Genomic DNA, 13327 nt, shown 5'->3' on the forward strand with positions numbered 1-13327 from the left:
ACATAAAAACGAAAAAATATGCTCAAGTTCAACAACATATTGAAAATATTGTCTCTAGGAATAGGTCTTGCCATAGGATGTATTCTTATAGCCAAGGTATGCTTTGAGTCGTCATACGACAATTTCTACAAAGGCCTGGAACGGATATATCTGATAAAACCGAATTATTCACTCAGGGGCGAAGTTAATGAATATGATCAGGTGAGTGGCGGTATCGCTCCGGGATTCAAGAAATATGTACCGGGAGTGGAAAGCGCCACACGTACCACCTTCCTTTTTGAAAGCGACAAATTCTATACGGAAGAAAAGGCTCTTGTAACCGGTACGCTGGTCCTGGCGGATACCGCATTCTTCGATGTCTTTGACCGCAAGATACTGGCAGGAAACCCGAAGGAAGTACTGGCTCAGAGATTCAACATTATGGTAAGCCGTTCGTTTGCCGAAAAGATGGGAGGCATTGACAAGGCAGTAGGAAGAATTATTTACAACGAAGAGGCGCCCAAACTAAAATTCACTATAGGAGGAGTATATGAAGATTTCCCGGAAAACGGAAGTCTGTATTACGACATTCTGCTTTCAATGGAAACTTATCCTAAGGAAAGTACTGACAATTGGCTTGGAAATGACCGGTACAAAGGATACGTAAAACTTGAAGAAGGTGTTACACCCGAATCCATCGATCCAGCCATACGCAAAATGATGGACAAGAACCTGCCTATGGAGGAACTGAAAAACAGCGGATACAAGATATGGTGCGTACTCAGTCCGTTCCATAAGCTTCATACATCCGAACCGTACGTAAGGAATCTTATAATCATCCTTTCCGTAGTTTCGTTTGTACTGGTTCTGATATCACTGATGAACTATATGCTTATATCCATATCGGAAATGGTGAAACGCTCGAAGGAGATAGGTATCCACAAATGCTATGGCGCAGAAGGAACAAACATATACGGTATGCTGATTAAAGAGACATCAGTATATCTGTTCTTCTCACTGCTTCTGGCATTCCTCATGATATTGGGATTCAGACAGACGATAGAATATCTGCTTGGAGTCAGTCTGGAGGCTCTTTTCATAAAAGAGACGATGATTGTACTCTGCGGAGTGATACTGGTGTTGTTTCTGGTTTCGGCTTTGCTTCCGGGATATCTTTACAACAAGATTCCGGTAAGCGTGGCGTTCATGAACTACAAGGAGAACAAAAGGAAATGGAAACTCTGTCTGCTGTTCGTCCAGTTCATCATAAACGTGTTCCTTCTGAGTTTCGTTTTCATCATTGCCGCTCAGTACGACAAGGCTCTGAATGATGATCCGGGATATAATTACGACAACGTGTTATACTATAATGTCAGAGGAGTAGATAAAGTACAGGCATCGAGAAGCGTGGAAGTAATATCATCGCTTCCAGATGTGGTTGACGTGGAGAGGGCATACACTCTTCCATTCGACTATTGCTCGGGAAACAATGTCTATCTCCCCGGGAGTGACAGCGAACTTTTCAACATAGCCGACCAGTATGCCGGTACAGAAGGGTTCTTCAAGTTCTTTGACATTCCAATAATTGAAGGACGTGTGCCTGCCGCAGAAAACGAGATTGCCGTCAGCCGCAGCTTCGTGGAAAAGATGAAAGAGTTTACAGACTGGAACGACGGCCCTATAGGAAAAGGTATTTATCTGACCGAGCATTCAGACTCTTCGGCAATGAACCTTGGAATTCTGACAATCTCGGGAGTTTACGAGGACTACCGTATCGGACTGCTGAACAGAATGGACAAACGTCCGAGCGTACGCTTTACTGGCAAGGCTGATAATGAATATATGCCGTACATACTTATAAAGGTAAAGGACATCAATCCTGAGACAATAAACAGAATTCAGAACAAACTGAGTGAAGTGATTACCGAAAAGGAGATGGAGGTTTTCTCATACGAACAGGTAATGAACAGCATGTATGACGACAACAAGAAGATGAAGAATACCATCCTTGCCGGAAGTATATTCTCCATAGCGATAGCCTTCCTCGGACTCGTGGGATACGTTCGCGATGAAGCACAACGGAGAAGCAAGGAAATTGCCATACGCAAGATAAATGGAGCCACCACGGCAGAAATCCTTTCGCTTTTCGTGGCCGGCATAATGAAATGGCTCGTTGTTGCCTTTATCATAGGCGACGCACTGGCATATTATGTGGCAGGACTCTGGCTGGAACAGTTTGCCGAGAAAGTCAGTCTGTCATTGCTATATTTCATTGCAGCAGACCTGATAGTGGCTATAATAGTAGTAGCTACTGTGGTAATCTGCAGCCTGAAAATATCGAATGCCAATCCGGTATTGTCACTTAAAAATGAATAAAAGAGACGAGCCTCTTTTTAAAGTTGACAAGGCTCCAGTTACAAGTGAACAAGGTTCTCCATCCGGACGGCAACCTTGTCAACTCGTCAACTTGTCAACTCGTAACTTAAAAACTTAAAAACTCAAGAACTCAAACTTAATATGCAAGCACTGAGAAACATAAAATATACGTTGAGGAAATACTTCGTTCCAATGCTTATGAGCCTTATCGGTCTGATTCTGGCATTCAGCGCCTTTATGCTCATATCCGTACAACTGGACTTCGAAAAAGGCTTCGACAGATTCCATCCTGACGCCGGGAACATCTACAGGGTGGATCTTTCGGACAACAATACCATTTTCCGTTCGATACTTCCTCCGGGATTTTCGGACGAGGTGATACGCTCTTCAAGCCATATCGTAGCGGGAACTGTGGTATGTCCGTTCCTTGGCGAGGTATATATCACCACTATGAAAGACGGAATTTCCAGCGGATTCATAGAAACCGCCAATGTGGTGAGTGAAGACTTTTTCAAGGTATTCGGAATAAAGATTGTAGAAGGCGATCCCGCCACACTGTCAAAGAACGAACAGCTTGCCATTCCGCAAAGTACGGCACGCAAGATTTTCGGCAACGAATCCCCCATAGGTAAACAGGTGAAGATTAAGTCCGGTACCGGATTTCTGCGTTCCGACAAATGGACTGTAGGTGCCGTTTACAAGGACTTGCCCGCAAACTCGCAGATACGGAACGAGATATACATGAAGATTCCGGATTTCTTCCTTCAGAACTTCGGGGCAAGCAATTTCGTATGCTATCTCCGTCTTGACGACAGCGCGAATGTTTCTCTTGTGGAGGATGAATTCAACAGCAAGTTCGAGTTTGATAAATACCGTGGTCTCACCCCTATTTATCTCACACCGCTGGTTGACGTATATTTTCAGGAAGAGAAGTCAGACGGACGTGTGTTCCGGAGCGGAAGCGTCACACAATACAATGTACTGACCATTATCTCATTCCTCATAATCATTGTAGGCCTACTGAACTTCACAAATTTCTATACCTCGCTCATTCCGTCAAGACTGAAAACCATCAACACCAGGATAATACTTGGCGAGGACACCCGTACGATACGTATGGAGATAATTCAGGAAACTGTCCTGCTGTCGCTCATAGCATTTGTCGGAGCTGTGATTGCAGTTGTTTTCCTCTCTCCTGCTGTCACGGAAATGGGAATCGTAAACACAGTGTTCAGTTTCGGGAAGAATTCTTCCATCGTAATCATAACACTGCTTCTGGCTCTGTCCGGAGGAATACTTTCTGGAATATATCCTGCATTTTTCGCCACATCATATACCGGAGAACTTGCAATGAGAGGCAACTTCAACTTAAGTTCTTCTGGTATGAAAATCAAGAAAGCTCTCTTGTGCGTGCAGTATGCCATTTCGTGCTCATTGATTCTGTTCATAGCGGCAATCTATCTGCAGAACAGGATGATGCTTCAGTTCGACCCAAAGTTTGACAAGGATCGTATAGCCATTGTAGGACTGACAAGCGATATAGTAAAGAACAAAGGCGCATGGATAAAGGAAGAACTTCAGAAATATCCTGAAATAGAGAATGTGGCATTCACGTCCGAAAGATTCGGGGCACAGGACACTTACTGCACTGAGGGAATAGAATATAACGGAACAGACATTCCGAGCTTCCTGATATATGTCACTCCCGATTTTCCGGAGGTGATGGGAATAAAGATGACAGAAGGGAAAACATTCCCGAAAACGAGCAAAGGAGACATTATAGTAAACCGATATATGAAGGACAATTACGGTGTAGAACTTGGAAATATACCTTCCATGGAAGCGGAAGCAATAGGTATATGCGACAATGTAAACTTCACATCCATGCGCAAAAGCCAGAGTGCTGTATGCTTCATTTCCCTACCGGCTGAAAGCGGGTATCTATCGGATATGTTTGTGAGACTCGCTTCCGGATACGACAGAACTGAGGCGGTATCCCACATAAAGGAGATAATCAGCAAAGTGGAACCCGAATATCCTACAGAAGTATTGTTCTACGACAATGTGGCTGCCGCACAATATCAGCGTGAGAATTCCTTCGCCAACACAATGCTATGTTTTTCAATAATAGCAATAGTATTGTCACTGGTCGGCGTCTTCTCTATGGTAATATTCGACATTCAGCATAAGAGAAAGGAAATAGCCCTCCGCAAAGTGTTCGGAGCTGACTACACCGATGTGCTTTGGCTGGGAAACAAGCCGTACTTCTTTATTGTTATGGCAGGTTTCATAATCTCGATACCCGTAGCAGTGATAGCAATAAACGAATATCTCCAGGGATTTGCAATGAAAGTAAATGTGTCATGGTGGATATTCCTGCTGGTGTTCCTGTTCATACAGGTACTTACGGCAATACTTGTAGTTATGAGATATAATTCGCTGGCACTAGAATCTCCAAACATATCATTGGAGACAGAATAAATAAAAAATCTCTCTCTAATTAACCCGCAGACTACATCTGTTCGTGATGAATGGATGTGTCTGCGGATAATTTTTCAGTCAACAGGACAAAATAAACTCCAAAACTTATATTTTTGCACAACAAAGTATAAAAGTGAACATGAACAAAGCCAAAATATTAGTAGTAGATGATAATAGCGGAATAAGGGCAGCACTCCAACTGCTACTGCCTAAATACTTCAAGGAAGTAAAGGCTGTGGCGTCACCAAACGTCATAAATTCACAGTTAAGAGAATTTATGCCTGACGTGATTTTGCTGGATATGAACTTCCAGTCGTCTGCCAATACCGGAAATGAGGGACTGTACTGGCTTTCGGAAATCAAAAAGACAAGCCCTACGACTGAAGTTGTACTCTTCACCGCTTATGCCGACATATCACTGGCGGTAGAGGGAATGAAGCGCGGAGCATTCGACTTCATTGTAAAGCCTTGGGAAAACGAGAAACTGATTTCTGTGCTTGATGCTGCCTACAAGCACAGGGATGCAGGAACAAAAAAGAAAAGCATAAAACCTGCGATAAGCCAGGCTGCGACAATGCACTGGGGAAGCAGTCCTGCAATGAAAAATATATTCCGTACGGTAAACAAAATAGCCTCAACAGACGCAAGCATTCTCATTACGGGAGAAAACGGTACGGGAAAAGATGTGCTTGCGGCAGAAATACACCGTCTGTCGGATAGAGGCATGAAGCCGATGGTTTGTGTGGATGCAGGAGCGATAACGGAAACACTGTTCGAAAGCGAACTGTTCGGACATGTAAAAGGAGCCTTTACGGACGCTCATACAGACCGTGTGGGAAAAATAGAACAGGCAAACGGCAGCACTTTGTTTCTTGACGAAATAGGAAATATTCCTCTTAATCTACAGGCCAAGTTGCTCAGAGTGCTTCAGAACAGAACGGTGAGCAAGGTGGGAAGTTCGCAATCAACTCCTGTAGATATCCGCCTCATCTGTGCCACCAACCGCAATCTTGAGGAAATGATACGAAACGGCGAGTTCCGCGAGGACCTCTACTATCGTATCAACACCATGCATCTGCAACTCCCTCCCCTTAGAGAAAGGACTGATGAGATCATACCTCTGGCAGAAATATTCATAAAGAGATATGCCGAGAAATATCATCGTGAGGTATCGGGAATTTCAACTGAAGCGGAAAAAGCATTGGTTTCATGCAGATGGAACGGAAACATCCGCGAACTGCAGAACACGATAGAAAAGGCAGTAATCCTGACCGACGGTACGGAGCTTCAGCTTTCGGACTTCTGTCTGCCTGACAGACAACACAGCTATGAGATACAACCGCAAGCATCAGCTTCAGGAGAAGAGACACTGGAAGAAGTGGAAGAAAGAACCATACGCGCCGCAATGGAAAGATATAACGGTAATCTTACTCATGTGGCAAAATCGCTTAACATAAGCCGCCCTACCCTATATACGAAACTGAAAAAATATAATATATGATTTCGTATGAAAATGTCATATTAATCATTATTGCTACAGCATTAATCTCTGCAATAATTTCCGGTATGTATTATGCGCGAAAGACACACCGGAAGGTTTCGTACATTCTTGACGCACTGGAAGACAAGGAGACCAACTTCCGTTTTGACGAGAAGAAAGTACTGTACCGCAGATTCAACAAGACTCTGAACAGAATACGTCTGATATTCGAAAAGGAGAAACTGGAAATAAACGAACAGGAACGTTACTACGGTCAGATGCTGGACAGGGTAAAGACAGGTATTGTGGTAGTGGAACTGAACGAGAAATTCAGCGGAAAAGTTTCATACTGTAATGCGGCAGCACTTAATATACTTGGAGTAGCTACGCTAAGCAATATACGCCAATTGGCAAATGTCAGCCCTGAAATACAGGAATGCTTTGAAAACATTTCCGAAGCAAATAACGAAATGCGTGTCTCTTTCTACAATGAAAAAGGACAGACCACACTTTCAGTTTCGTCATCAGAAACTTCTTTGCAGGGAAAGAATGTTAAGATTATCGTTATAAATGACATAAGCAACGAAATGTCGCGCAACGAAGAGATGTCGTGGAACAAACTTATCCGTGTGCTTACGCATGAAATAATGAACACCGTAACTCCAATAGCTTCGCTGAGCCATACACTGTCGATGGATATAACTTCATCCGAAAACAAGCCTGTAAACAGAGAAGAACTCAAATTGGGCCTTGACACAATATCCGAATCAGCCCGTGGACTGATAAAATTTGTTGACACTTACCGTTCGCTGACACGTGTTTCCGCACCTGTAAAAAAAGCTTTCTATCTGCAAGAGCTTATTGACAGGGTTACCCAACTGACACGTGAACAAATCAGTGCATCAGGAGCAACACTAAGTTACGTAGAGAAATCGGAAGACATTCTTCTTTATGCAGACGAAGACCAGATTTCGCAAGTACTGGTAAACCTGATAAGGAATGCTATCCAAGCCAAAGCCACAACCATAGATATAACTGCCGAAATAGACCTTAACGAAGCCGTTATTGTGAACATATCAAACAACGGAAATCCTATAAGCAAAGAGAATTATGAGGATATTTTCGTTCCATTTTACACAACAAAACAGGAAGGAACGGGAGTAGGATTAAGTCTTTCCCGCCAGATTATGCGTCTCCATAACGGAAGTATATCATTGGTGTGCAGCAATGAGAAGAATACAGTTTTCAAGTTACAGTTCAAATGACAAATCAATAAATCATATATTTATCATATCTTTGTCACCTTAACCCAATCAATCCATAATTCTCCAGGAAGGTCATTGTCATCTATTTCTCCAGGCCATGTAGGGTTGCCGTTCAATTCTCCTCCAAGAGAAAAATTCAATATTATGTCATAAAGATAGTCACAAAACGGGAACTGCATTTCTTCGGAAGGCAGATTTTGATTTTCATATCTCCATGTTTCAACACCATCGATATAAAAAATTACAGCTTTCTCTGTTCTATCGGCACCATAAACATGATATTGGGTTACATCGAAATCTGTAGGACGATTAGGATTGGTCACACCGGCAGAACCATAATCACCGTTTATGTAATATGTATGCACGGTCTGATATACATCATAAGGAGTTCCTTGTACCCATTCCATGAGGTCAACTTCACCACCTCTAGGCCATACAGGCGCATTTATCGGCATCTGCCATATAGCAGGAAAACCACCTTTTACAAGTTTTGTCAATCTGGCTTTTACCTCCAGACGAGTATTACAAGGAAAGCCGTTTTTTGTTCTGATACCACCATTTTTATATACTCCGTCTTCTTTTGAAGCTTTAAGTTTGAGTACACCGTCTTCCACCTTAACATTTTCGTATCCTTTGACGTATTTGAAATGTTGCGACCAGGCATTGTTTGCATGTTTACATAGTTCCCATACGGAAGTATCAGGGATAGAAGAATCACCAGAAAAATCATCCATAAACAATATATTGCCATCATTATGGCCGTCGCATGATGAAACTGACATACCAAGCAATATAAAGAAAGATGATATAAGAGTGTAAACTTTTTTATACATAATTCTAATATTAAAATCAAGAAGGTTAATAAAAATAGGGTTGCCTTTTGAGCAACCCTATTATTCAAACTCTTATTATATTATTTCCATTCATCATGTTGTACGAGTTGCTTATTGGTATCAATTTCACCCTGTGGTATTGGCCAAACTTCATCTTGCGGGCCTCTATAGCTGAAATCATAAACAGCAAAATCATCACCATAGAACTCTTTGTCATGTTTCATTCTTTCGACAGCATTTTTCCATTCACCCCATCTGTACAAATCGGCAAGCCTTAAATCCTCGAAAGCAAGTTCCACTCGTCTTTCGTGTCTGACTATATCTCTCAACTGATCTTGTGACAAATTTTTGCCTTCGACTTCTTCTACAGCAGGCATACCAACTCGTGCTCTGACTTCATTGACATACTGGGTTATTTCCGCTTGAGGCAAGCCTTTTTCCACTTTAGCCTCAGCCATAGAAAGCAATACTTCAGCGTATCTTATGATGTAATAATCCAAGCTTCCATCGTATTCATTTGCTGTATTTTCAGGAGTAAACCATTTTAGAATGCAAGCTGTTGATTTTGCCGGAAGATTATTGGTATATTCTTTTCCATTCCATGTCATTCCAGGCAACATTAATGTTGCTTTAAGTCGTGGATCACGGTTTTCGTATCTTGCATAGTCAGGATTCTCTCTGGTATGACCTCCCTTTTCCTTACTACCTTTAAATAATTGAGACTTCTCAATAGGCAATCCGTCAATACAATAAAAATCATCACTCAGGTTCATAGATGCTTCAATAGCATTAAGCGGGGCACTCCAACATACACCAAATGTACTACCTTCCTTTAATCCCGGACCAGTGAAATGAACACTCAAGAGGACTTCATCACAGCCTTCGTTTTCTTCTTTAAACAGATTTCTAAAGTTTGCTTCGAAATCCGAGCCATCACCTGATTTAAATAAAGAAACTTTACCGATAACATTATTATAAGCTTCAATAGCATCATCCCATCTTGCATCAAATAAAGCAATACGTCCCATTATAGCATAAGCAGCTTCTTTTGACATTCTTCCTTTCTGTTCTGTACCTTTATCAGGAAGGCTAGGATTGTTTGTCTTCAAATCAGCCAAAATATTATCAACTATATTCTTTTTCAGTTCCTTTGGAGCTTCCGGATTTTCCAATGTCAAAGGTTCTGTAATATAAGGAACATCCCTGTATAGAGAAATTAGGTTGCAATATCCTAATGCTCTCAAAGCAATAGCTTCAGCCTTAATTGCATTTTTTGATGTATCTTCCATAGGAATGCCCTCCACTTTAGAAAGAAGGAGATTACAGCGCTTAATCAACTCATAGTTTGCATTCCAGTAGTTAGAGAAACATCCGTCTGTCGTAGCAGAAGTACCTTTAGACACTGTACTGCCCTGCATCCAGTCTCCCCATGTATGTTGTCCGTTATCAGTACTGGTTTCACGCATAAGGAATCCGAATCCTCCACCGTCAACATTATCATCATACAAATGATCAGACTGTAAAGCGTCATAACAAGCCGCTAGCCCCATTAAAGCATCACTTTCAGACTGCCAGAAAGTATTATCCGAAACCTGGTTTGGATTATTCAAATCCAGAAAACTGTCAGAACAAGAAGTTGCTGTAATAAGCAATCCAGACAACAACAATCCTCTGTATATATTTAATCTAAATTTCATAATAGTAAGTTTTTATAGTTTAAAAGGTTATATTCACACCAAATGAGAATGATTTTGCATTTGGATAATTATCATTTCTTGTATCGTCAGCTCCCTTTTCAGGATCCCAGTTATCCAGTTTTGTGAAAGTAAGCATATTGGTTCCTGCAAAGTAAACACGTAATTTAGAGACTCCAAGTTTTGAAATACTGCCAAATGTGTATCCAAATTCAAGATTTTTCAATCTCAGATAACTTGCATTTTCAAGCCAGAATGAAGAGAACTGCTCGTTCATTGTATTACCAAGTGCAGGCATTTTTCCATCAGGCGTTTCTGTTGTCCATCTGTCCAACCATCTGTCAGTAAAGTTACCTCGGATATCAGTTGTAGTTTCCCAGTTATAACGGTAAATACCAGCGACTCCCTGCCAGAAAGTTGAAATGTCGAATCCCTTCCATCCTGCACCAATATTTATACCATAAGTGTATTTAGGAAAAGGATTACCTATGATAGTTCTGTCTTCTGGAGTAATGTTATCATCATCGTTAATATTCTCATACATGATATCACCAAGTTTTGGAGCAACACCGTTTTGTTTTATCAGTTCACCTTTCGAATTTGTTCTGTTCAGATCGGCCTCTGTCCTGTACAATCCTATAGCTTTATAAGCATAATATGCACCGATAGGTTCACCGACACGGTTTATAGTCTGTCCGCTGATACGTTCATACAATCCACCCATATAAAGAATTTCATTTTTCACGTGCGACAAGTTAAATCCTGCATACCAAGTCCAGTCACCTTTACTGTCATTGTAGTTTACATTCCATTCCCATCCTCTGTTTCTTACAGTACCAACATTCTGATAAGGAGCTGAAAGAGAACCAAGGAAAATATTAGGCATAGCCAACTGCATCAAGATGTCAGAAGTCTTTTTATCAAACCATTCAAAAGTAGTTTGAAGTCTATTATTAAAGAAACCAAGATCTATGGCCGCATTGATTGTTCTGGTTGTTTCCCATTTTATATTCTCGTTAGCGATAGAAGTAGATACCATACCTGTCTGTGGGTCTTTGCCTTGGTCAAAATAGTAATTACCGGAAGCTCCCAGACTTGAGAGATAAGCGTAACTTCCTATCTCCTGATTACCCAGTTTACCCCATGAGAAACGAAGCTTACCGAACAACCATTGATAATCTTCCATAAATGATTCATTGGTAAACACCCAACCTGCCGAAACTGACGGGAATGTTGCATATCTGTTACTCTTCGGCATACGTGAAGAACCATCACGACGGACATTTACTTCGAAAAGATACTTGTCTGCATAGCTGTAGTTTACACGTCCGAAGAATGATTGCAATCTATATTCGCTACTTTCACCTATTGCTGACGGATTTTTTGAACCTCCGTTAAGTTCGTAAATATTTTCTGTAGGGAATCCTTCTATTCCTGCCGTAGTTGTTGAACTCTTATAAGTTATAACAGAATGACCAAGCAATACATTAAGACTGTGCTGTCCAAACTTCTTGTCATAAGTAAGAATATTCTCATTTGTAACGGTTGCATCTCTCCAATAATAATCTTCCAACCTATTGTTCTGACCAGGAGCTTTCAGCAAGTTACCTTCCGCATCATATCTACCTAATTCCTTAGGTGTATATTTCTTGGTAGCATTCATATAAAAAGCATATGCCAGACTTGTCTTAAACTTCAAGCCATCAATGATATCAATTCCTGCATAAGCCTTACCGTTAAATCTCCATGTCTCGTCCAGTCTATAGCCTTGTTCCATAAACTGCACAGGATTCTTTACCAACTCAGCATTTTTTAGCGAACCGTCAACATATCCATAATATCCGTTTGAATACATTACAGGTACAGTCGGGCGCGAGAACCATGACAAATAACGCATTACGCTGGTTTCACCACTTGGGGCAATGGAAGCAGGCTGGTCTATATTATTCTTATTGCCCGAAACATTCAATCCAAAATCAAAAATACCCAATTTACTATCTACATTAGATCGGAATGAAAACTTTTCCGCACCTGTTTTTTTCATTATACCTTCTTGATTTGAATACGAAATAGAAGTCATATAATGAGTATTTTCATTACCACCAGAAACAGAGAGATGATGTTGATGCATACCTGCATTTCTGAAAACTTCATCCAACCAATTTGTATTTGCATAATGATCCGGATCTGAACCGTCTTTCAATTTTTGAAGAGCAACAGTATCATATGTATCTGGAGCCACATCGTTTTTCATCAAGGCCCAATGATAGCTGTCAATATATTTAGGCAACATAGGAGTCTGAATGGTATAATTTCCTGAATAGTTTACAGAAACTTTACCGGCCTTACCTCTTTTGGTTGTAATAAGTATAACACCATTGGCAGCACGTACACCATAAATGGCTGCTGAGGCTGCATCTTTCAATACTGAAATATTCTCAATGTCTGCCGAAGGAATATCGCTCATTTGTGAAAGTGTACCTTCAACCCCATCAATTATTACCATAGGATTATTGTTTCCGAATGTACCGACACCACGTACACGCACTTCCATATCTTCCTTACCTGCCTGACCACCATTCTGGCTGATAACCAGACCAGGCATACGTCCCTGTAACAATGATGTAGTATTGGAAGTGGGAACATCCTGAATATCCTTTGCGGATACAGAAGATACCGATCCTGTCAAATTAACTTTTTTCTGAGTTCCATATCCAACAACGACAACCTCTTCCAAAGTTTCGGAATCTTCTTTAAGACTTACGCTTATATCCGTTCTTCCGTTGACTGCGACTTCTGTAGTTTTATATCCAATATACGAAACTACAATCACGGCATCTTTCGATGAAAGATTCAATGAAAAACGGCCATCTAAATCTGAAATTGTTCCATTATTTGTTCCTTTCTCAAGTACATTCACACCTATAAGTGGTTCACCTTTATCGTCAACCACAGTACCTGTAATAGTAAAGTTCTGCTGTGATACAGATACTAGATTAAGGTTCTGGTTTGGACTTGTCTCTGAATAAGCATTAATTGCGACAAGCAAACCTACGGTTACGGGAATTGACTGTAATAAACATCTCCTCCATGGAGAATTCAGTCTGAAAAAAATGTCTTTTTTCATAGGTTTTTGTTTTAAGTTAACCATTCAATAAAATTGAGTTTTAAAAAATAAAATACGGTATTAATAAGTTAGTCTTTGTATTTTTCATGCTG

General features: G+C 40.9%; 7 protein-coding genes. 4 read left to right on the top strand and 3 right to left on the bottom strand.

The annotated features are described in order from the left end of the window. Positions 1–18 precede the first annotated feature (18 nt). The 4 genes from H6A61_RS06230 to H6A61_RS06245 all read left to right on the top strand — a co-directional run bounded on the left by H6A61_RS06230 (position 19) and on the right by H6A61_RS06245 (position 7581). Entirely contained in the window at positions 19–2355 is a 2337-nt protein-coding gene (locus H6A61_RS06230) for an ABC transporter permease (protein WP_204392132.1), read from the top strand. A gap of 141 nt (positions 2356–2496) precedes the next feature. After that, the gene (locus tag H6A61_RS06235; RefSeq protein WP_204392134.1) at positions 2497–4836 is read left to right on the top strand and encodes an ABC transporter permease; all 2340 of its coding nucleotides are present in this window, start codon (positions 2497–2499) and stop codon (positions 4834–4836) included. A gap of 139 nt (positions 4837–4975) precedes the next feature. After that, positions 4976–6337, top strand: coding sequence for a sigma-54-dependent transcriptional regulator (locus tag H6A61_RS06240; RefSeq protein ID WP_204392136.1), 1362 nt, complete (start codon positions 4976–4978; stop codon positions 6335–6337). Next, positions 6334–7581: a sensor histidine kinase gene (locus H6A61_RS06245; RefSeq protein WP_204392138.1), complete on the top strand. Its 1248-nt coding sequence runs from the start codon at positions 6334–6336 to the stop codon at positions 7579–7581. The genes H6A61_RS06240 and H6A61_RS06245 overlap by 4 nt, the downstream gene beginning before the upstream one ends. A 23-nt stretch (positions 7582–7604) precedes the next feature. Here the strand turns inward: H6A61_RS06245 and H6A61_RS06250 are convergent, their stop codons facing one another. From H6A61_RS06250 to H6A61_RS06260, 3 genes are all read right to left on the bottom strand, one after another. Beyond that, positions 7605–8414 (bottom strand): glycoside hydrolase family 16 protein, encoded by an 810-nt coding sequence (locus H6A61_RS06250; RefSeq protein WP_204392140.1) that lies wholly within the window; start codon positions 8412–8414, stop codon positions 7605–7607. An 80-nt stretch (positions 8415–8494) separates the two neighbouring features. Beyond that, positions 8495–10111, bottom strand: a complete 1617-nt coding sequence (locus H6A61_RS06255) for a RagB/SusD family nutrient uptake outer membrane protein (protein ID WP_239469126.1) — start codon at positions 10109–10111, stop codon at positions 8495–8497. Between the two features lie 19 nt (positions 10112–10130). Next, positions 10131–13235: a SusC/RagA family TonB-linked outer membrane protein gene (locus tag H6A61_RS06260; protein WP_204392142.1), complete on the bottom strand. Its 3105-nt coding sequence runs from the start codon at positions 13233–13235 to the stop codon at positions 10131–10133. Between the last annotated feature and the right edge of the window lie 92 nt (positions 13236–13327).

Origin of the sequence: Bacteroides caecigallinarum, assembly GCF_016901995.1 — a bacterium.
Classification (GTDB): Bacteria; Bacteroidota; Bacteroidia; order Bacteroidales; family Bacteroidaceae; genus Phocaeicola; species Phocaeicola cellulolyticus.

Coding starts and splice junctions, on each gene's coding strand:
- H6A61_RS06250 (WP_204392140.1), bottom strand. CDS start 8,414: ATGTATAAAAAAGTTTACACTCTTATATCATCTTTCTTTATATTGCTT.
- H6A61_RS06235 (WP_204392134.1), top strand. CDS start 2,497: ATGCAAGCACTGAGAAACATAAAATATACGTTGAGGAAATACTTCGTT.
- H6A61_RS06230 (WP_204392132.1), top strand. CDS start 19: ATGCTCAAGTTCAACAACATATTGAAAATATTGTCTCTAGGAATAGGT.
- H6A61_RS06260 (WP_204392142.1), bottom strand. CDS start 13,235: ATGAAAAAAGACATTTTTTTCAGACTGAATTCTCCATGGAGGAGATGT.
- H6A61_RS06240 (WP_204392136.1), top strand. CDS start 4,976: ATGAACAAAGCCAAAATATTAGTAGTAGATGATAATAGCGGAATAAGG.
- H6A61_RS06255 (WP_239469126.1), bottom strand. CDS start 10,111: ATGAAATTTAGATTAAATATATACAGAGGATTGTTGTTGTCTGGATTG.
- H6A61_RS06245 (WP_204392138.1), top strand. CDS start 6,334: ATGATTTCGTATGAAAATGTCATATTAATCATTATTGCTACAGCATTA.